Annotated in this window: 21 protein-coding genes; 10 read left to right on the top strand and 11 right to left on the bottom strand. The window is 40.3% G+C overall.

Annotation, left to right across the window (positions count from 1 at the left end; genetic code table 11):
• Positions 1–145: 145 nt before the first annotated feature.
• The 4 genes from N6A79_RS03790 to N6A79_RS03805 form a co-directional block, all read right to left on the bottom strand.
• Positions 146–778, bottom strand: coding sequence for an ATP-dependent Clp protease proteolytic subunit (locus N6A79_RS03790; protein WP_262079989.1), 633 nt, complete (start codon positions 776–778; stop codon positions 146–148).
• A 188-nt stretch (positions 779–966) separates the two neighbouring features.
• On the bottom strand, positions 967–1,461 hold the full coding sequence (locus N6A79_RS03795; RefSeq protein WP_268547057.1) for a DUF805 domain-containing protein: 495 nt from the start codon (positions 1,459–1,461) through the stop codon (positions 967–969).
• Positions 1,462–1,502: 41 nt separating this feature from the next.
• Entirely contained in the window at positions 1,503–2,480 is a 978-nt protein-coding gene (locus N6A79_RS03800) for an asparaginase (protein WP_268547058.1), read from the bottom strand.
• A gap of 305 nt (positions 2,481–2,785) precedes the next feature.
• Positions 2,786–3,543 (bottom strand): IS5 family transposase gene (locus N6A79_RS03805; RefSeq protein WP_268545646.1). Its coding sequence is split into 2 segments (ribosomal slippage): positions 2,786–3,210 and positions 3,210–3,543, totalling 759 coding nucleotides; the frame shifts between segments, so codons are not numbered across the junction.
• A 218-nt stretch (positions 3,544–3,761) separates the two neighbouring features.
• Here N6A79_RS03805 and N6A79_RS03810 point away from each other — a divergent pair.
• The 6 genes from N6A79_RS03810 to hemN all read left to right on the top strand — a co-directional run bounded on the left by N6A79_RS03810 (position 3,762) and on the right by hemN (position 11,319).
• The gene (locus N6A79_RS03810) at positions 3,762–6,005 is read left to right on the top strand and encodes a RelA/SpoT family protein (protein ID WP_182418983.1); all 2,244 of its coding nucleotides are present in this window, start codon (positions 3,762–3,764) and stop codon (positions 6,003–6,005) included.
• A gap of 257 nt (positions 6,006–6,262) precedes the next feature.
• Positions 6,263–6,841, top strand: a complete 579-nt coding sequence (gene pyrE / locus N6A79_RS03815) for an orotate phosphoribosyltransferase (protein ID WP_182418984.1) — start codon at positions 6,263–6,265, stop codon at positions 6,839–6,841.
• A 759-nt stretch (positions 6,842–7,600) separates the two neighbouring features.
• Positions 7,601–7,849: a hypothetical protein gene (locus N6A79_RS03820; protein WP_268547059.1), complete on the top strand. Its 249-nt coding sequence runs from the start codon at positions 7,601–7,603 to the stop codon at positions 7,847–7,849.
• Positions 7,850–8,027: 178 nt separating this feature from the next.
• A complete protein-coding gene (locus N6A79_RS03825) occupies positions 8,028–8,429 on the top strand; it encodes a hypothetical protein (protein WP_268547060.1) in 402 nt (133 codons plus the stop codon).
• A 591-nt stretch (positions 8,430–9,020) separates the two neighbouring features.
• Entirely contained in the window at positions 9,021–9,800 is a 780-nt protein-coding gene (locus N6A79_RS03830; RefSeq protein ID WP_262079996.1) for a helix-turn-helix domain-containing protein, read from the top strand.
• A gap of 184 nt (positions 9,801–9,984) precedes the next feature.
• Positions 9,985–11,319, top strand: a complete 1,335-nt coding sequence (hemN, locus tag N6A79_RS03835) for an oxygen-independent coproporphyrinogen III oxidase (protein WP_268547536.1) — start codon at positions 9,985–9,987, stop codon at positions 11,317–11,319.
• A gap of 106 nt (positions 11,320–11,425) precedes the next feature.
• Here hemN and N6A79_RS03840 read toward each other — a convergent pair whose 3' ends face one another.
• Positions 11,426–11,956: a hypothetical protein gene (locus tag N6A79_RS03840; RefSeq protein ID WP_268547061.1), complete on the bottom strand. Its 531-nt coding sequence runs from the start codon at positions 11,954–11,956 to the stop codon at positions 11,426–11,428.
• A gap of 305 nt (positions 11,957–12,261) precedes the next feature.
• Between N6A79_RS03840 and N6A79_RS03845 the strand changes: the two genes are divergently transcribed.
• Positions 12,262–13,019, top strand: a protein-coding gene (locus N6A79_RS03845) for an IS5 family transposase (RefSeq protein WP_442784247.1) whose coding sequence is annotated in 2 segments (ribosomal slippage) — positions 12,262–12,595 and positions 12,595–13,019 — 759 coding nt in all. Because the reading frame shifts where the segments join, the coding sequence is not laid out codon by codon here.
• Positions 13,020–13,164: 145 nt separating this feature from the next.
• On the opposite strand, the gene N6A79_RS03850 is transcribed toward N6A79_RS03845, so the two are convergent.
• From N6A79_RS03850 to N6A79_RS03870, 5 genes are all read right to left on the bottom strand, one after another.
• Positions 13,165–13,941 carry a hypothetical protein gene (locus N6A79_RS03850; protein WP_268547062.1) on the bottom strand — a complete coding sequence of 259 codons (777 nt, stop codon included), beginning with the start codon at positions 13,939–13,941 and terminating at the stop codon, positions 13,165–13,167.
• Positions 13,942–13,983: 42 nt separating this feature from the next.
• Positions 13,984–14,229 (bottom strand): hypothetical protein, encoded by a 246-nt coding sequence (locus N6A79_RS03855; RefSeq protein ID WP_182418989.1) that lies wholly within the window; start codon positions 14,227–14,229, stop codon positions 13,984–13,986.
• A gap of 189 nt (positions 14,230–14,418) precedes the next feature.
• The gene (locus N6A79_RS03860; protein ID WP_268547063.1) at positions 14,419–15,186 is read right to left on the bottom strand and encodes an N-acetylmuramoyl-L-alanine amidase; all 768 of its coding nucleotides are present in this window, start codon (positions 15,184–15,186) and stop codon (positions 14,419–14,421) included.
• Entirely contained in the window at positions 15,183–15,908 is a 726-nt protein-coding gene (locus tag N6A79_RS03865) for a J domain-containing protein (protein WP_268547064.1), read from the bottom strand. Before N6A79_RS03865 ends, N6A79_RS03860 begins: the two co-directional genes overlap by 4 nt.
• Entirely contained in the window at positions 15,905–16,261 is a 357-nt protein-coding gene (locus tag N6A79_RS03870; protein WP_182418991.1) for a hypothetical protein, read from the bottom strand. The genes N6A79_RS03865 and N6A79_RS03870 overlap by 4 nt, the downstream gene beginning before the upstream one ends.
• 285 nt (positions 16,262–16,546) lie before the next feature.
• Here N6A79_RS03870 and N6A79_RS03875 point away from each other — a divergent pair, with 285 nt between their 5' ends.
• The 3 genes from N6A79_RS03875 to N6A79_RS03885 all read left to right on the top strand — a co-directional run bounded on the left by N6A79_RS03875 (position 16,547) and on the right by N6A79_RS03885 (position 19,499).
• Entirely contained in the window at positions 16,547–17,326 is a 780-nt protein-coding gene (locus N6A79_RS03875) for a glycoside hydrolase family 25 protein (protein ID WP_262080564.1), read from the top strand.
• Between the two features lie 45 nt (positions 17,327–17,371).
• Positions 17,372–17,884: a ClbS/DfsB family four-helix bundle protein gene (locus tag N6A79_RS03880; protein WP_268547065.1), complete on the top strand. Its 513-nt coding sequence runs from the start codon at positions 17,372–17,374 to the stop codon at positions 17,882–17,884.
• Between the two features lie 382 nt (positions 17,885–18,266).
• On the top strand, positions 18,267–19,499 hold the full coding sequence (locus tag N6A79_RS03885; RefSeq protein WP_268547066.1) for a lytic murein transglycosylase: 1,233 nt from the start codon (positions 18,267–18,269) through the stop codon (positions 19,497–19,499).
• Positions 19,500–19,563: 64 nt separating this feature from the next.
• Here N6A79_RS03885 and N6A79_RS03890 read toward each other — a convergent pair whose 3' ends face one another.
• Positions 19,564–20,844 (bottom strand): glycerate kinase type-2 family protein, encoded by a 1,281-nt coding sequence (locus N6A79_RS03890; RefSeq protein WP_262080004.1) that lies wholly within the window; start codon positions 20,842–20,844, stop codon positions 19,564–19,566.
• Positions 20,845–20,886: the final 42 nt, after the last annotated feature.

The raw sequence follows: 20,886 nt of genomic DNA on the forward strand, positions 1-20,886 counted from the left end.
AGGGCAATAAAAAAGGTGGCCTTGTGAAAACCATTTTAAATTTTGACAGTCCATATTTATATTAAATGTTGCGCAGACACCAATAAAAAAACCTGCTAGATGCACAGCACATAGCAGGTTTAAAAATATAGCAAAATTTAGAGACTTATTTTTGGCTGCTGCTAGGAGCTGCCCCAAGATCTGCCCCAAGATCTGACATTGTGCTGATGGCGCGCGAAACAATACCATATTCCATGGCTTCCTCGACGGTCATCCAATGGTCGCGGTCAATATCAGCGCGCACCCGTTCAACTGGTTGTCCGGTTTCGCGTGAGATGATTTTAGCCAAACGCTCGCGCATACGTAAAATTTCTCGGGCTTGAATCTCTACATCGGTTGCTGAGCCGCCAATGCCGCCTGATGGTTCATGTATAAGAAAACGCGTATTTTCAAGGCACAAACGGCGTTCTTTTGGAACAGCTAAGAAAATATGGGTACCGGCACTTGCAACCCAGCCTGAGCCAATCATGGTAACTGGGGCAGGAATAAATTTAACCATATCATGAATAAGATCGCCAGATTCTACATGACCACCTGGTGAGGACACAACGACATAGATAGGATCTGAAGATTCCTGCGCAAGCCCGATAAGCTGCGCCACAACATTCTTGGCCATTTTGTCATCAATTCCGCCGATGATGAAAACGAAGCGTGAGCGAAATAGATTTTCTTCCATACGTCCTGCAAGCGGCTTAGCTGCATTTTCGTCTTTTGTTTCTTTTGTCTTTTCATCGCTCATAAGCGGGTTCCTTATACTATAACAAGCATTTCAAGGTTAAATTGAAATGCGTAATCTTTATTGCAATTTGAACTCTTTCACAATGTGGCAAAAAGTTTTTATTGATTCGATGTTATATTATCGTTTTGTAACGATTATGGCGAGGCATCCAATGCGAAAACTTATTTGTTAGCTTTCATAAAATTATGTTACGCAAATATATCAGCATTCGTATTTGGTCTTAATGGATCTGGACCATATTTATTGCTACCCATAGTGCCTCTAAACATCAATATAACGTGTAAAATAATCATTGCTATGGCAAATAATCCTTTTAACATTTTGTATGTAAGTGGATCTGGTTCCGCAAATAGTTCGTAATAGGGTAAGCTTGCTTGGATGATAATAATGATCGACCATAATCCAGACATATTTCTATCGTGCAAGCGGCGAGATGTTACTGCCAAGAATGGTATAACAAGTATGAGATCAAGAGTAATACAGAAGGCATAAAAACGTATCAGGGTGGAAAATAACACTGGTCCTAAACTTGTTTCTACTAGTTTTGGTATTCCCCATATTAATATCCTTGAGAGTATCAAATAACTAAGACGAAACCACCAAAATTCAGCCCGTGAAGCACGACCAGAAAAATTGGCATATTTTTTGATGAATGTTATATAATTTGCTTCTAAAAATCCCATGAGCTTACCGTTATTCTTGAGTTTTTAAAGTATCTCAAAGTCTATTGCGCGTCAAAATAATGTTGAATAGTCGCATATGTGGCACCTGCGCCTATCAAGCATGCAAGTGCAATGCGCGATTTAACACCTGATAAAGAGCCTGAAAAAATCGCACCGGCTTTAGCGAGTGAGACGCCACCACTATCTCCGCCGTAAATGGGCATTGTGCGCCCTTCAATACAACGAGAGGATATGATAACCGGAATTTTTTTGTCGGTTAAGACCTTGATTGCTGCCGCAAATCCATCAGGCGCATTGCCAAGACCAAAGGCTTCAAGTACAAAACCTTTTACACCTTGGCTTGCTGAAAAGGTTAGGTAATCTGGGCTGACACCCATGGCTAATTTCATAAAACCAATATTATCTTCAATTCTCGTTGTTGCGATAGGGCGGCGCATCAGGGGTTTACGCCATATGCTCACCTTGCCAAATTCAATAGAGCCGATTTTACCAAAGCTGCTTGAGCGAAAACTGTCAACGCGATAGGTATGGGTTTTGCTCACTTCGCGTGCGGCATGCAAATCATGCTCAAAGGCGATTAATGTCCCAAGATTTTGTGTTTCATCACTTTGAGCCGCAATAAGCGCTTCGACAATATTACGTGGTCCATCACTATCACTTTCGCTAGCATTGCGCTGTGCACCAGTAAAAATAACTGGCTTATTTGACTGTACAATAAGATCGCTTAAAAAAGCGCTTTCTTCCATTGTGTCGGTGCCATGAGTTACAACAACTCCGTCACAATCAGCCTGTTGCAAGGTTTCGTTAATTTGCTTGGCTAGCGAGAAGGCGAGGGGCAAAGTGAATGCCGCACTATCCAATGTACAAAAATCGTCAACTGTTAGTCGGATATTTGGTAATCGGTCTTTAATCGTTGCAATAAGATTATTGCCTTTTATTTCAGCAACGACACCATCAGAATTTTTATTTTTGGTGGACGCAATCGTGCCGCCGGTGGTTATAATTTTGATATGTTTCATTGCATTGCCCTATTTTATTTTTTGGCTGTTAGCAGAATTAATTATTCAAAACTGTGTATATCTGTAGAAAACACAATTGTCATTTTATCATTCCTGATCTTACCGATAATTTTCATTTGTTGGGGTTTATAAGGCAATATTAATTAAACTTATATGAGGTTGTTTTTTCATTTTTTAAAAGCTTTGGTTTCACTTCTATTGAAAAGACAAGTGATATGGATTGAAAGAGCAATTAACTTATCAATTTATACAATGATGTTAATTTTAAACTTTATTGTTATTGCTTAATCTAGGCTCAGGACTCATTAATTAAGATAGAATATTACGGTTGCGGCGATGCATATAGCCGAGAAGAAGGTGTGTGCACATCGGTCATAGCGTGTCGCGATGCGCCGCCAGTCTTTTAGCTTGGCAAAGAGGTTTTCGATTATGTGACGCAACCGATAAGTTTGCCTGTCATAAACTATCTCGGTGGTTCTGCCCTTTCTGGGCGGAATGCAAGCCTTTATTTTTTTGTCAAGCAATGCCTGCCGGAACCAGTCAGCATCGTACCCCCGGTCTGCAATGAGTTCCTTGGCATCTGGCAGATGCGCTAGCAAAAGAGCGGCTCCTTTGTAGTCACTCATCTGCCCTTCAGTTAGTAGCAGACATATTGGCTTTCCATCTTGATCGCAGACCGTGTGCAGCTTTGAATTCAAGCCGCCTTTCGTGCGCCCGATACGGCGGGGAATATCCCCTTTTTTAACAGGCTGGCAGCCGTGCGATGCGCCTTGAGGTGTGTGGCGTCAATCATGATGCGTTGAGGTTTTGGGCCCTGTCCGGCCAGCATTGCGAAGATGCGGTCAAATACACCCAACCTGCTCCAGCGGATAAAGCGATTATAGAGCGTTTTATGCGGACCATAACCGAGGGGCGCATCTTTCCATTGCAGACCATGTTTGATGACATAGACAATGCCGCTGATAAAGCGCCTGTCATCGACACGAGCAACCCCATGAGACAGTGGAAAACAGGGCGATATTCGCGCCATCTGCTCTTCGCTCAATAAAAACAAATCACTCATTAGTTTCACCTCCACAAAACCAATGAATCACAAATCAACAAAAAAAGGAATCCAAAAAATTAATAGGTCCTGACCCTAGAATTGTTTTATAATTTTGAAAATTACAGTAATTTTAATTGAAATACCGCAATTTTTCTTTATATGCTATTGTAATATAATATTTTTCAATAAAATAGCTGCAATGATAGACCACCCAAAAGAATCAGGAGACTATGCCCATGATGCGTCAATATGAGCTTGTTGAGCGCGTACAGCGGTACAAGCCGGACGTCAACGAGGCATTGCTAAATAAAGCCTATATTTACGCCATGCAAAAGCATGGAGCACAAAAACGTGCAACAGGTGAAGCCTATTTTTCTCATCCTTTAGAAGTTGCTGCAATTTTAACTGATATGCGCCTTGATGAGGCAACTATTGCCGTTGCGCTTCTTCATGACACTATTGAAGATACAACTGCGACACGCGCAGAAATAGATCAACTTTTTGGGCCAGAAATTGGCAAATTGGTTGAAGGGCTTACCAAGCTAAAAAAGCTTGATCTTGTTTCTAAAAAAGCTATTCAAGCGGAAAATTTGCGCAAATTATTGATTGCAATTTCTGAAGATGTGCGGGTGCTGTTGGTAAAGCTTGCAGATCGTTTGCATAACATGCGCACCTTGGATGTTATGCGCGATGATAAACGCCGCCGTATCGCAGAAGAAACCATGGATATTTATGCGCCGCTTGCTGGCCGCATGGGTATGCAAGATATGCGTGAAGAGCTTGAAGAGCTCGCTTTTCGCTATATTAATCCTGAAGGTTGGCGCGCGGTCAAAGATCGTTTGGCAGAGTTGCAAGAACGTAATGCCGATATTTTAACCACCATTGAAGATGAGTTGTCTTTCCTCTTTGCTGAAAATGGTATTGATGCCAAAGTAAAAAGTCGGCAGAAAAAAGCCTATTCGGTTTTTAAAAAAATGGAAACCAAGGCTTTATCTTTTGAGCAATTATCAGATATTTACGGCTTCCGTGTTATGGTGCATAAGGTGGCAGATTGCTATCGCTCCTTAGGTGTTATCCATACTACATGGCCAATGGTGCCGGGGCGGTTTAAAGATTATATTTCTATTCCAAAACAAAATGATTACCGTTCAATCCATACCACGATTGTTGGGCCATCGCGCCAGCGTGTAGAGTTGCAAATTCGCACCTATGAGATGGATGAAATCGCTGAATTTGGTGTTGCTGCGCACTCTATATATAAAGATCGTGGTTCAGCCAATAGTCCACAAAATTTGACTGGCGAAACCAATGCCTATGCATGGTTACGCCAAACTATTCAATCTCTGTCGGAAGGCGATAATCCAGAAGAATTTTTGGAACATACCAAGCTTGAACTTTTTCAAGATCAGGTTTTCTGTTTCACGCCAAAAGGGCGGCTTATCGCTTTACCACGCGGCGCAACGCCGATTGATTTTGCTTATGCCGTGCATACCAATGTTGGCGATTCTTGCGTGGGCGTTAAGATTAACGGTCGTATCATGCCATTGATGACCGTTTTAAAAAATGGTGATGAAGTAGAAATTATTCGCTCTAAAGCGCAAGTGCCGCCAGCTGCTTGGGAATCTATGGTGGTGACTGGTAAAGCGCGTGCGGCTATTCGCCGTGCAACTCGGGTTGCTGTACGTAAACAATATTCAGGATTGGGTACGCGCATATTAGAACGTAGCTTTGAGCGCGCAGGCAAAAAATTTAATAAGGATGAGTTAAAGCCAGTGCTTTCGCGCCTTGCTCGCAAGGACATTGATGATGTTTTGGCCTCGGTTGGCCGTGGTGAATTACCATCAAGCGATGTTATCAAGGCGGTTTATCCTGATTATCAAGATAGCCGTGCAACAACAAAAAGCAAAGCAAAGCCGGGCGAAGAAGGTTGGTTTAACATTCAAAATGCATCCGGTATGATTTTCAAAGTACCGGGAAGCGAAAAGACTGCTGGCGATTCAGATGATCGAGAGGGGGATGAACTTCAGCGGCCGCCATTGCCTATTCGTGGTATTCATGGTGACGTGCCGGTGCGGTTTTCGCCAGAGGGCGCAGTGCCCGGTGATCGGATTGTTGGTATTTTACAGCCGGGCGCAGGCATTGTTATCTATCCGATCCAATCGCCAGCGCTTACTGCCTATGATGATCAGCCTGAGCGTTGGATTGATGTGCGCTGGGATATTGATGCAGCAATGACTGAGCGTTTTCCTGCTCGTGTTAGTGTTTTAGCAATTAATTCGCCAGGCTCCTTAGCAGAAGTGGCGCAAGTTGTGGCTAAAAATGATGCTAATATTCAAAACTTATCAATGGTGCGCACTGCGCCAGATTTTACCGAGATTATTATTGATCTTGAAGTTTGGGATTTAAAACATTTGACCAAGATTATTTCGCAATTGAAGGAAGAAAATATGGTTAGCGGTGCAAAACGGGTTAATGCGTGATGCAAGGTCAATGTGGTGCTTGAATATATATTAGCATGACGTTAATAACGCTATTAAATATGGTTCATAATGGGCTTATCGATTGTTGCGGCTAATCGGTTTTGTTTTTGCATTTTGATGTTGTCCGTTAGCAAAGATGTTAAAATGTAATGGTTTAAAGAAATGCGTTTCACTATTCATTTTTTGCATGGTATCTGAAATTTGATATCAGTTTGTAAAAGTTAAGAGAACGCGCGAATAGAATGAAGGAATTTTTTATGACAACTGATGATGTGCTTGATATTTTTCGCGAAGCAGGCGCCATTCTTGAAGGGCATTTTATTTTAACATCAGGACGGCGCAGTGGCACCTATATGCAAAAAGCCCATGTTTTTATGCATGCTAACTTGACTGAAAAATTATGCCGTGGTCTTGCTGAAAAAATTCGCAAAAATGTTGATGGAAAAATTGATTATGTTGTAGGGCCAGCTATTGGTGGTCTTATCCCTGCTTATGAAACATCGCGTCATTTAAATGTGCCAGCCATTTGGGTTGAGCGTGAAAATGGTGAGTTCAAGCTACGCCGTTTTGATGTTGAAAAAGGCGCACGCGTTGTGATTGTTGAAGATATTGTAACCACCGGTCTTTCTATTCGTGAGACTGTCGATTGCATGCGCAAGGCGGGGGCTGATGTTGTTGCCGCCGCTTGTATCGTGGATCGTTCCGCTGGCAAGGTAGATGTAGGTGTGCCACTTATTGCTTTGGCTGAATATGAAGTGCCTTCATATGACGCAGATAATTTACCTGAAGAACTTGCAAAAATTCCTGCAATTAAGCCGGGAAGCCGCAATATTTAACAATGAACTAAAATTATTGATTTTCAACAAAAGCAAAAATTGCTTTTGTTGGAAATTTTTGAAAACTAATAAGGGAAGTTACGATCTGTTGGTTTATTTCTGCGGGTAATGAATCATTTTTTCAATAAAATGACCGAACTGAAGCTCCCGATTGTCTTTTGTCGTTGTTTGCCATTCTTCATTTTGATTTGTACGAGTTTTCAAAACTGCATTTACATAGCAGCGTATTGAGTTTTTTGCATTCGCTAATGCGTCCGCAGTTTTTTTGTATAAAAACATCAGTTAAATAAGCGCTTTTTGCGGTAAACTTTCTTGTAGTAAAGAAAAAATTTCTTTTTCATCCGGTTCTTTTAGCTCGCAGCCGGTTAACGCAAAAATAACAATTGCAGATAGTGCTCGTATTTCAAACCGAAAATTCATTATAAGTCGATATGTTATCATTGAAAAACGTGGTTTTGTTACTCGTCAAGCAGGCTTTTTGACGCCCGGACAATAGGTTGATAAATTTGGAGTGCCTAAAGGCAGGTTTTTAGTATAGCTTGGATATAGTCCAAGTCAACGCGGAATGGTTCCGCGCTCTGAGAATTAAAATATATACGCGTTACCTTGTGCAAAAACCTATTTCTACGGTGCATGGGAGAGCTTCAGCTGTTCCAGAGTTTAATGCAGCAAGTGATGTGCCTAAGTGTTATACTGGAGAAAAATTTATTCAACAGTTACTTGATGGTGGATTTTTACCCCTGATGCAGGATTATTAAAATGAACAATAACTATATTTTTGAAATTATCAAAGTTGGTGTTTTAAATAATTCAGAAGCCTCCATTGATAACGATATATTTTATAAATGCCTTATCTGTGAAGGTATTATACCGTCTTGTCCGAAAGAAGACGTAGGATGTCAATGTGGTAATATCGCTATTGATATAGTGTTGCATAGGTTGTTTATTGGAAACAAAGAAAAGTTTTCTATACTTAAAAGGAAAAAATATTCTAACAATAATATTTAAAATATAATTGTTTTTATTAAGTTAGATAACTTTATAATTTTATTGATAAAAATATATATTAAATTTATAGATGGCATTTGTTGTTACATTTTTACAGATAAATACGATAAATCTGTTTATATAATAACTATTTATTTGTAAATTCTTATTAGGGGAGGCTAGTAAGGGCAGGTATGTTATGGAAAATCCTGAAGGATTCATGGCGGTCATAAAGGCGGCAGAACTTTTTTTAGCCAATGTAGAGCTTTTTACAAAGCAGCATTGGCTTGCAAGTTATGGTGAGTTACAATTGCAATATAATGAATTGCCTTTGTGGATTTTAATTTCAGCAGAAGCATCTGTATGTGAAGCTCATCACCAATTGTTGAAGCTTTATGAGCCCTTTCAAATTGCTCTTTCATCAGTACAGTTAAATATTTATTTTTATCGAAAACAAGCAGATAGTAGGTATTGTCAATTTTTCATTTTCCCAAATACGAAAGATTTTTTAAATGCTCAAATTGATGGTGAGATTTTAACAGAAGAAACTTATGATAGGTTAGAAAAATATAAACCAAAAATTTTCAATAAAAATCATTGATTTTTATATCCGCTTTTTCACCAAATATCATTTCATACGAAAAATGGTGTAATTTATAATGTTAAACGGAACTATTTTACATGCTAAGCGTTAAGTAGTATGATTACTGTGCGTTTTAGACGCAGGGCGCTCAATAATAATATGCTTTAAAAACATTATAAGCTTATAAAATATGAATGACTTGATGTGTGGTTAAAGCCAACATCATTGCTGTGATAAATCTGCGCTTTTACCATTAGATCATTTGTTTTTATGCTTAAAATGTGCTAAGGAAATAATTGTTATTTATCTTTAGTATTGTGCTAATTCAATATAAAATATGGACAATTTTTTGGGTGTCTTTCGAGTGCAGTCCAGTTGGTTTGATGCTGACTTAGATTGTGGTTCTTAAATGGATAGAATATTTTATATCTATGTTTTTTATAGTCATTTAGACTTGGGTTTGATATTTGCATGTATAATCAAGCCGATTTATTGTAGTTGAAATGCTCTCATTTGAAGCTATCGTTTGATGAGCGTTAATTCTTATTTGATTAATATGTAAACGTTTAGATTAAAAAATGATTAGGTTATGTGTAGGGAAAGCAATTGTTGGACAGATTGAAAAAAACGACGCTCCAATCGGGCATGCTGTTTCAGCCTAATGACAGTTTAAGTTGTGAAAGCATGAAGGGAACTTTATGCGAAAATTGTCAAGTGCATGGCATTGCCATATGTGCATCACTTGATGAGACGATGTTACGTGAGCTTGACAGTATTACTTCTGACAAAAAACTTGATACAAATCAGGAGCTTGTTCAAGAAGGTGACATCAAGAAATATGTATTCACTTTGCGCAGTGGTATGTTGCGGCTTGTTTCAACATTGTTTGATGGTCGCAGGCAGATCTCAGGCTTTATTATGCCCGGTGAGTTTATCGGGTTGATTGCGGAAGATTATTATACCCAAACGATCGAGGCAGTAATACCATCAACCCTTTGCGTATTTCCACGCCACGAGCTTGATCAAATGATGGAGCTTTATCCGCAAATGCGTGAGCGTTTGTTTGAGATGACGAGAAAATCATTATCGAGATCGCGTGAAAATCAGCTCTTATTGGGGCGATTAACGCCCATTGAAAAAATGGCCAATTTTTTGTTGATGTCGTCAAAGCGTGCGACTGAAAGTGGTCTAATCGATAATCCTGTTAATCTGGTAATGAATCGCAGCGATATAGCTGATCATTTAGGCCTTACTATTGAAACCGTGAGCCGTTGTTTTTCAAAGTTGAAGACTCAAGGGGTAATAAGATTAATTGATACCCATACGGTGCAATTATTAGATAGGGCAACCTTGCAACATCTTTCTGGCATGCGCGATAAGCCTGCCTAAATAAATTATGCTAGGCGAAAGCTATGAAAAGCTAATAAATTACGTTATGCTAAAACAAACGTATTTATTAAAGATGCGGCGATATGCCTTAATTGTGATGGGTAGAATTACTTTAAAGATACATCATTTGCATGTAATGGTGTAATGATAGAGATAGATAAAGATCTGGAAAGTTAAATTGGCGATGAATAAGGAAACTTTGCTGCATTATGCAATCCAAGCGGTACCTCGCTATACCTCCTATCCAACAGCGGCAGATTTTGTTGCTGTCGGCGATAGCGAGCGAAAGCAGTGGCTTGGTGAAATTGCCAATGGCGAAGCTGTTTCTGTTTATATCCATGTTCCATATTGTACTGAGTTATGCCACTATTGTGGTTGCTTTACCAAGGCAATTCGCCGTGAAAATATTATTCAGGATTATGCGGATACCTTAGTAAAGGATATCCATTTACAAGCAGGTTATTTAAAAGGTCGGCCAAAGCTTGTTCATTTGCATTGGGGCGGCGGCACTCCTTCAATTCTATCAGCTGCAAGTTTTAAAAAAGTTATGGCAGCATTAAGACAAGTTTTTGACTTTGATAAAGATGCCGAGCATGCGATAGAGCTTGATCCACGTACTGTCACGCCGCAATTGGCAAGTCTTATGGCCTCTATTGGCGTTAATCGCGCTAGCCTTGGGGTACAAGATATTAATCCTGATGTGCAAAAGTTAATTGGCCGTATTCAGCCAGTTGAAGATGTTGAAAACGCGGTTAAAAACTTGCGTAATGTTGGCATTATGCGGATTAATTTTGATTTGATTTATGGTTTGCCATTACAAACCAAAGCGTCGTTGGAAGAAACCTGCCGCGTGGTGGGGGCGCTTGAGCCTAACCGTATTGCCTGTTATGGTTATGCTCATTTACCGAAAAGGCGTGCTAATCAACGGCTTATTGATGCAGCAACATTGCCGGGTGCTTTTGAGCGTTTTGAGCAGGCAGAAGTTGTAGCAAATACCTTGGATAGTCTTGGCTATGTAGCAATCGGTATAGATCATTACGCTAAGCCTGATGATCCGATGACAATTGCCATGATGGAAGATCGCTTACACCGCAACTTCCAAGGCTACACCGATGATAATTGTCCAACACTCATTGGTTTTGGCGTTTCATCGATTTCAGAGTTCCATAATGGCTACGCTCAAACCATTGCTGATATTGGCCAATATCGCCGCGCAATCGATGAAGGCACGATGGCAACCAAGCGTGGTATTGGTCTTGATGATGAGGATCGTTTACGTGCCAATTTGATCCGTGAAATCATGTGCCGTTTCAAAATCGATCTTGCCGATTATGGTGGCATCGAACATTTCCAGCGTGAAATAAATAATATGGCATCACTCGTTAAAGATAATATTGTAACCATTGATGGTTCAATCATTTCCATCACCGAGGAAGGATTGCCATTTGTACGCACACTTGCGGCTTTGTTTGATACATATCGCTCGTATGGGCAGGGGCAATTTTCAGCTGCTGTTTAAATTTTAAAAATTTTGAGAGATTATAACGCGCTAAGCAATGTGCTTAGCGCGTTTTTTATTATAGATTGGTTAAATGAAACGCTTTTCGATATTGTTAGTCTTTATATCAATCAGTGTTACTTGGTCTATCTAAATTTATATTTTCTATATGATTGTAAAAGTCTTCGTCTATATCACCTATTTTTAAAAGTCGGTGTGGCTTTAATTTTGTCCATTTTATTTTGGTTGTTACCTTATCGGTGGCTTCATCAAGAATAGGGTCAATAATTAGCGTTTCGATTGTTGTCTTTTTTTTATTTGTAATAAAATTATAGCTTTCTTCGGTTGTTGTTCCGGTAGTTCTTTGGGTGGAGGAATAATCATAACCAACGAGATTAAAATCACCATTTTGCCAACGAAATCTATATACGTAGAAACCCATTTGACTGCCAAAAAAGCCAATGCGAATATTTAATGTACCATTTTTTGCTGTAACACCACCATAAACAATGCCATGAAATGGATCAACGACTTCGTCATTAATTATAACCGATTGCGGTATGAAATCTGTATCTTGCTTGACAAGACGCCAAAATTTTCCTTGCTTGAAAAGCACGATTAGCATTCTAGGATTTTCAACTTCAAATCTACCTGACATTTTTTCGTCTCTGGCTTGCCCAATGCTACGTAAAACCAAAACCGTATCAAGTTCACCGTCATTATTGAGATCGTCTTGTTGAAGAAATTCAACAATCCAAGAATTGGGTATAAAATCTTGTAATTTTTCACCTTTGGTTGGTAATTGGGGAAATTCAAAATAATCGTCAGTGTTATCTGTTTGTGCATTTGCTGCAAAAATGTTGAAAAAAATTGTAAATATGATGCTTAGGGTCAGGACCTATTAATTTTTTGGATTCCTTTTTTGTTGATTTGTGATTTATTGGTTTTGTGGAGGTGAAACTAATGAGTGATTTGTTTTTATTGAGCGAAGAGCAGATGGCGCGAATATCGCCCTGTTTTCCACTGTCTCATGGGGTTGCTCGTGTCGATGACAGGCGCGTTATCAGCGGCATTGTCTATGTCATCAAACATGGTCTGCAATGGAAAGATGCGCCCCTCGGTTATGGTCCGCATAAAACGCTCTATAATCGCTTTATCCGCTGGAGCAGGTTGGGTGTATTTGACCGCATCTTCGCAATGTTGGCCGGACAGGGCCCAAAACCTCAACGCATCATGATTGACGCCACACACCTCAAGGCGCATCGCACGGCTGCTAGCCTGTTAAAAAAGGGGATATTCCCCGCCGTATCGGGCGCACGAAAGGCGGCTTGAATTCAAAGCTGCACACGGTCTGCGATCAAGATGGAAAGCCAATATGTCTGCTACTAACTGAAGGGCAGATGAGTGACTACAAAGGAGCCGCTCTTTTGCTAGCGCATCTGCCAGATGCCAAGGAACTCATTGCAGACCGGGGGTACGATGCTGACTGGTTCCGGCAGGCATTGCTTGACAAAAAAATAAAGGCTTGCATTCCGCCCAGAAAGGGCAGAACCACCGAGATAGCTTATGACAGGCAAACTTATCGGTTGCGTCACATAATCGAAAACCTCTTTGCCAAGCTAAAAGACTGGCGGCGCATCGCGACACGCTATGACCGATGTGCACACACCTTCTTCTTGGCTATATGCATCGCCGCAACCGTAATATTCTATCTTAATTAATGAGTCCTGAGCCTAATTTAAGTGGGTATTTAAAAGCTCTTTTCAACATAATATATCCGCTCCGTCTTGATCTATTATTGAATATCCAATGTAAGCTCAAAGGCATATAGTATATTTGTAAGGTCATGTAAGTTTAGCTGGAAAATTACTGAGCTATTGCTTTAAGATAATCATCAATATCACCGCTCATAATCTCGTCAAGTTTTAGCAATTTATGCGGCTTTAACTGTTGCCAATCTGAGTTAGTCTCAATGCTATCATCATCTAATGGTGTTTCGGTTTTGGTGTTTCGGCGGTTGGTTAAAAAATTGTAGCTGCTGGTTGTCTCAATCCCAGACGCTCGTCCACGTGAATAACTATCATAACCAATGAGATAAAAATCATTGTTTTGCCAGCGAAACGTATAGATTTTATAGATTAATTCGCTGCTAAAATAACCTAAGCGGATTGAGATAATACCTTTTGACGTTGTTACTCCGCCAGAAACGATACCGTTGAATGGATCTTGAATATAGCCATTATCATTTTCGGTTTTAGGGATGAAAGTGGTATTTTGTTTAATCAGCCGCCATTCTTTGCCTTGGCGGAACAAAATAATCAATATTCTAGGATTAGTATCTATTAGGGGTGAAGTATCATCACCAATATGGTTGATATTTTGGATATCTTGATTGCGGAGCACCATAACAGTATCTAGCTCGCCATCGCCATTTAGGTCTTCTTGTTGAAGAAATTCAACAATCCAGAAATCTGGAATGAAATCTTGTAATTTTTCACCCTTCAAAGGTAATTGGGGAAGTTCTATTGTGCTTGCATCTTGATTAGCCTTTTGCTCGGCAAAAGCGCATTGGCATGTTGCTGTAAAAAACACCAATAGGCAAAGAAATTTCAACAATAATCTTTGCCAATATTGATGTTTCACAGCTACCTCAATTGATGAGTTGAAAACAATTGACAAATATGATTACCGCACATAAAGCCCAACCGACATTGCAACGCATAAGACAGCTAAGACAATGAGACCAAGATAAATTTTGGGGCGATCAAACAATATAGCAAAAGCTGAAAACCAACCAACAATACCACCGCCAAGCGCGAAAAGAAAGCCTGCTTTACTGCCAACGGCAATATGTACAGCCATTAGGCCGCCAATGATTAACGCGCCAAATAGAATTAATAATGCGGTGGCGACTTTTTCATAATCATCCATGGTATTTCCTCTTTATCATGCCGCTTGCAAGGTCATATAGGTCTATTACAATAGTTCTACTCTATATCAATGCCGAACGAAAGATTTAAAATAGAGTGCTAACCTAATTTTCCTCGCATAAAAATATGCGGCAAATATGTCTTATCGATTTATGTTAAAAATAAATAGATTTAACTTGGTCGTAAAAATTTAACTAAGGCGTTCAAGCCGTTGGAGCAGGCGGTGTAATGTATCAATGGTGGAGGCATCCGCTACACCGTCAACAAGTGCTGGCCTAAAATGACGCTGGAATGCTTCGGTTACAATTTTAGTATTTTCATCAAAACTTCCAGTGATTTCTATAGGATAGCCATAAAGTGCCAGCATGGATTGAAATGCTTCAACTGGCCGACCGCTTTCACCAAGGCTCATAAACCTACCGCCGCCAAGTGGGCTTGGCGAGACAAATTGGCCAATGCCATTGTCAGCAAGGTCTTTCCATGGAAATTTTTCGCCAGGGTCAATTTTGCGCTCTGGTGCAATGTCGCTATGGGCTAACACATAGCGTGCGCCAATATTATGGCGATTTATGATGGATTGGCAAAGTTCAACAACTGCTTTGATTTGAAGCGAAGGAAAATCTGGAAAATTTCCAAGTGGTCCTTGATTGACAATTTCAATACCAATGGATTTTGAGTTAATATCATCTTGCCCTTGCCACATGCTTTTTCCAGCGTGCCAAGCACGCTTTGATTCGGCAACCATTTGCACAATAGTACCATCTTCACGCACCACATAATGACAGGATACTTGTGAGGCAGGATCTTGTAACAGACTTTCGGCAGCTTCAGCATCATTCATGCCAGTATAATGCAAAATCAGAATATGCGGCTTAATATTATCAGATCTTTCATTGAAATTAGGCGATGGGCGTAGAATTGCGCCTTCAAAATCAGGTCTATCCAAAACTTCAGTCATGTTAATATCAATTCTTTTTTAATCGAAGCCCAAGCATTGTTAATGCGGGCAAGTCGTTCATTAGCAATTGCAGAAAATTCAGGTGGCATGCCACGTGCAGCCAGCTTATCGGGGTGATGCTCTTGCACAAGTTTATGGTAATGCTTACGAGCTTCAGCAAAGGGCATCTTGCGGTTAATACCTAAAACTGTCCACGGATCTTGCGTGCCATTTACGGAATGATAAGCGGTGATCGTTTCAAAACGGCTTGCAGTAATGCCAAATATTTCACTTACTTGGCGTAGAAAGTTCATTTCATCTTGATGAATGTAACCATCGGCTTTCGCAATATGGAATAGCCCATCAATAACATCTTCTAAAAGGCAGGATTCGCATTCGCTATCTTTGCAAAGAAAAACAATGCGCTTGGCGTAATAATCAAAGCCAGCAATATCGCCTTTTGCCAACGAGAAAAGACGTGCCACGTGGTTTAAGTCTTTTTCTTCCACGCTGAAAATTTCGTAAAACGCCTTAACTTCATTATCGGTAACGATACCATCGGCTTTAGCCATTTTGGCTGAGAGAGCAATCATCGCTACCGAAAACGCTACTTGTCGGCGTTTTTCAGCATCCCCTTCAAAATAAGTGCGCACACTTTCAATCACCGTTGATAAAGCGTCGCTTGCATGTTGTAAAATGCTACCAAGCAATGACCAAATAGTGTTGGAATTATTATCGCTCACCCGCCAAGGCCTCCAGTGGTTTGTGCTGGATAAAAAGCTTTGCGTGCGCTTGTTGCTGCTGCCTCACCAGCCTTTTGTGCATTGTCATCGCTTTGGCCGGTGGCTTTGGCAGCTGCAACTGCGTCTTGGCGTGCTTGCTCAATTGCCGATTCGCGCTCTGCATCACTCATGGTTGCAGGGGTTTTCGGCGGCTCTGGCAAATTTATCGGTGAGCCATCAGGTAAAGTTTCCCCTTGGGTTGGGATAAGGGGGGAGCCACCTAAAAATATTTTTTGCCCGATATAGGCACCAATACCCAATATCATAAACAAAATAAGGACAAGAATAACTCTTCCCCACCGGATTCTTTTCATTCCATCACCGCTATAAAAAAATATTTGTTAATATATGCCATTCTTTTACCTTTTTATGCAATGCTTAAAGGCACTTGTTCCAAATAGGAAAGAATTCAAGTGGTCAAAACGAACAATTATTTTAAATTTACCAATTTGTTTACTTCAAAAGCACAGTCTATGACTAAAGCAAAATTATCTAATTGTGAAGCTGCTGCAAATCATGATTGTGCTAGAAGTAAAGTTTTTAGATGGAAAACATGGCTAAAACACGATTTTAAGCCTTTATCTATTTTTACTAAGATCATGGCTTGCGGTGTTTTGCTTTTGCCGAGCGCTTGCGGCTCGATGTTTTCCGATCTTGGTGACTTGAAATCACAAAGCCAATTTAAAGGCGAGCGTAGTGGAGCAGGCCCGCGTTTTGACGATAGTAACCCCCATGAATGGGCAGCACGTAAGCCATGGCATTATCCTATCCATGGTACTGATATTTCAAAATATCAGCGCGAAATCGATTGGAATGCGGTTAAGCGCGCTAATATTTCCTTTGTCTTTATTAAGGCAACTGAGGGCGGTGATAGGATTGACGATAATTTTGCGATGAATTGGCAGCGTGCTAAAAATGTAGGTATGCCACGCGGTGCTTACCATTTTTATTATTTCTGCCGTCCAGCAAAAGACCAAGCACGTTGGTTTATTGCAAATGTTCCCAAGGATAAAAGCGCACTTCCACCAGTTCTTGATATGGAATGGAATGATAAATCACCGACCTGTAAACTGCGCCCTGACCCTGAAACCGTGCGCCGTGAAATGAAGGTGTTTCTTGATATTGTTGAGCGCCATTATGGTAAGCGTCCAGTTATCTATACAACGGTTGATTTTTTTGACGAAAATAATCTACGATTGTTTAAAGCCTATCCCTTCTGGCTGCGTTCAGTTGCTGGCCATCCCGATGAGAAATACAGCGCCCATCCTTTCACTTTCTGGCAATATACCGGCACGGGTGTCATTCCTGGGATTGAAGGCAATGTCGATATTAACGTCTTTGCTGGCAATCGTGAGCAATGGGCAAAATGGATTAAATAAGTCAATGCAATAATTTTGATAAAGCGTTTTTGAAAGGAAATAGTAATGCCGCGTCCAACAGATAAAGCTAGTTTACAGCACCTTGCTGAACAAAACTATCAAAAGCTATACCATATGATAGATAGCCTATCGGCCGAGCAGCAATTAGGGCTATTTCCTTTTGATGATCGCGATAAAAATATTCGCGATGTGCTCATTCATTTATATGAGTGGCATCAATTATTGATACATTGGGTTGAAAATAATTTAGCGGGGCATGATGTCGCTTTCTTACCAGCGCCTTTTAATTGGAAAACTTATCCGCAAATGAATGTTGAATTTTGGCAAAAACATCAATCAACTCCACTTGAGACAGCGAGAGCTGATTTTAAAAAAAGCCATCATAAAGCAATGCAGCTTATTGAGCCGCTTAATGATGAGCAGTTATTTACCAAGAAATTTTACAAATTTACCGGATCAACCAATTTGGCTAGTTATGTGATTTCCGCGACAAGTTCGCATTATGATTGGGCATTAAAGAAAATTAGTAAATATTGTAAAATGTTAAATGTAAAATAAATGCTTTTACATAGCTTGTGTTTTAAGGGAAGGTAATAAATTTTTATATTTAAGCCACAGGCAATGTTCATAATGATTTTGTTTTGATTATTCTTGCTTGTCAATTTAACAGTTTGTTTTATTAGAATTATTACAAACATTATGGTGCGCAAAAATAGATCACTGGGGATAACTAAAGCTTGTGCAGATTCTAGCACTAAAATTAGCAAGTTCCTATTTAAGGGGCTTGCTAATTATCAAATATTTTTTATTTCCTTAGATAAAGTTCTATTTTATTTTGGCTATGATTAGGCTAAATAGTTTAAGTACTGTTTTGAAAAAATTATTATAATTACCAACATTCGTGCAATGTTTGATAAGGCTTGGTAAAAGAGCCAATAGGATGAAAATGCTTTTTAATAAGATATCTTTGATTGCTTTATCAGCTATGATGGGCTTTAGTTTCATTCAAAATGCAAATGCTCAAAATACTCCTGAGCAAGCTGCAAATGCGGCACAAAGTTCAACCTGTGGCAGTAATTTAAAAGACTGGCTCGATGGTGTTGCTAAAGAGGCTAAGGCACAAGGGGTGAGTGATCATTCTATCCAAGAATTATATGATGCACAAATTGATGAAAAAGTATTGGGGCGCGATCGCTCACAAGCTATTTTCAATCTTACCTTTGCAGATTTTTCCAAGCGGGTTATTTCTGATAATCGCCTACAAAAAGGGCGCGAAAACCTTGTAAAATATAAAGCAATTTTTGATAAGGCGGAAGAAACTTATGGTGTTCCCGGTCCAGTAATTGCAGCGTTTTGGGGGTTGGAAACCGATTTTGGTGCGGTGCAGGGCAATTTTAATACTTTAAATTCCTTAGTGACATTGGCTCATGATTGCCGTCGTCCTGATTTATTCCGTCCACAAGTTATTGCTTTACTTAAGCTTTTTGATACCGGAGTTGTCGATTCAAAAACTCAAGGTGCTTGGGCAGGTGAAATCGGCCAGATGCAACTTTTGCCGAAAGATTATCTTGAGCGCGGTGTTGATGGTGATGGCGATGGTAAGGTAGATTTACGAAACAGCACTGCTGACGCTATTATGACTGCAGCGCGAATGATTAGTGAACTTGGTTGGAAACGTGGTCAGCCTTGGCTTGAAGAGGTGCGGGTTACTGGACAAAATGTGCCTTGGCAAGAAGCAACCCGCCAAAATCGCAAACCCCATTCGCAATGGGCAGATTGGGGTATTTCTGGTTTAAAAGGACCTCTCGGTGCAGATGATGGTGATGCATCATTGGTGTTGCCAATGGGGCGCAAAGGACCAGCCTTCCTTTCCTATGATAATTTTGATGTTTTTGTTGAATGGAATAAATCCATCGTCTATGCCACAACAGTCGCTTATTTTGCTGCACGATTGAACGGTGCGCCAAGTTTCGATCTTGGCAATCCCGATGCGGGCCTATCAACGGATGATATGAAGGCATTGCAAGAAAAATTATTGGCACGTGGCCATGAAATTGGCAAGATTGATGGTGTTTACGGTGCTTTAACTCGTGATGCTGTAAGAGCCGAGCAATTGCGCCTAAATATGCCAGCTGATGCTTGGCCAACCCAAGATTTGTTAGAAAAATTATAGTCGTTTAAGATAAAAACATCATGCGCCTTTTGGTGGCGCGTGATGTTTGTTGTTCCTTGCACTACTATTTAATTAAGATAATTCGTAAATCATTGACATTGGTACCAGTTGGGCCGGGGACAAATAAATTGTCAATTGCGTTAAATGCTGACCATGCATTATGCTGTGCAAGGAATTTTGCACCATCAATGCCAGCTTTTTGCATGGCTGCAATGGTGTTAAAATCACAAAAAGCACCAGCATTATTTTCTGAGCCATCAATACCATCAGTATCTGCTGCAAAACCATAAATTCCCTCAATGTCTTTTATGGTTAAAGCAAGTGACAGCAAAAATTCGCTATTGCGGCCGCCTTTTGCACCTGCCTCAATATCACTTTGGCTAATGGTTACAGTTGTTTCACCGCCAGATAATAATATTGCCGGCTTTTGAAACGGTTGATTGAATAGAGCGATTTCTTTAGCGATGGCGCCATGCATTTTGGCAATTTCGCGCGCTTCTCCTTCAATCGCATCTGATAGGATATAGCTGCTAAAACCAGCATTTTCACAAAATTGCTTGGCAGCAAGCAGTGATTGACGCGCCGAGGCAATAACATGGACTTCATTGCGTTGAAATGCAGGATCATTGGGGAGGGGCGCGTCTTCATCATCATTGGCAAAATAGGCGATGATATGGTCTGGCAATGCTATTTTATATTGAGAAATATAGGCGCGTGCCTGCTCTTTGCTAATATGATTTGCGACAGTTGGCCCTGATGAAACAAAAGACGGTTCATCTCCTGGAATATCTGAAACAATTAGCGAAACCACCTTGGCAGGAGAGGCAGCTTTGGCAAGCCGTCCGCCCTTAATCTGGGAAAAATGTTTGCGTATGGCATTCATGACGTCAATCGGTGCGCCGCTTGCCAGTAAAGCTTTGTTGAGTAAAATATCATCATTAAGTGACATGCCTAGCGGCGGTAAGGGTAGCAGAGCTGAACCCCCACCACAAATAAGGGCAATGACAAGATCATCTTCACTTAGATTGTTGACGCTTTCTAGCAGTTTTTGGGCGGCAATAAGACCATTTTCGTCCGGCACGGGGTGTGATGATTCAACTACGGTAATATTGTTGCATGGGGTCGCATAACCATAGCGGGTAACAACTAAACCCTCAACTTCGCCATTGCCGGCTTCGTGCCAAAGTTTTTCAAGAGCGGCAGCCATTTGCGCAACGCCTTTACCAGCGCCAATAATAATTGTTCTGCCTTGTGGTTTTTTAGGCAAATATTTTTTTAAAGCAAGATATGGATCTGCTGCAGCAACGGCTATGTTAAAAATGTCTTGAAAAAACTTTTTATGCATGACTCACCCCTCTATATATAAAAAGCCAGATAACCAATTAAT

The organism is Bartonella sp. HY761 (assembly GCF_026743145.1).
Lineage (GTDB): Bacteria > Pseudomonadota > Alphaproteobacteria > Rhizobiales > Rhizobiaceae > HY038.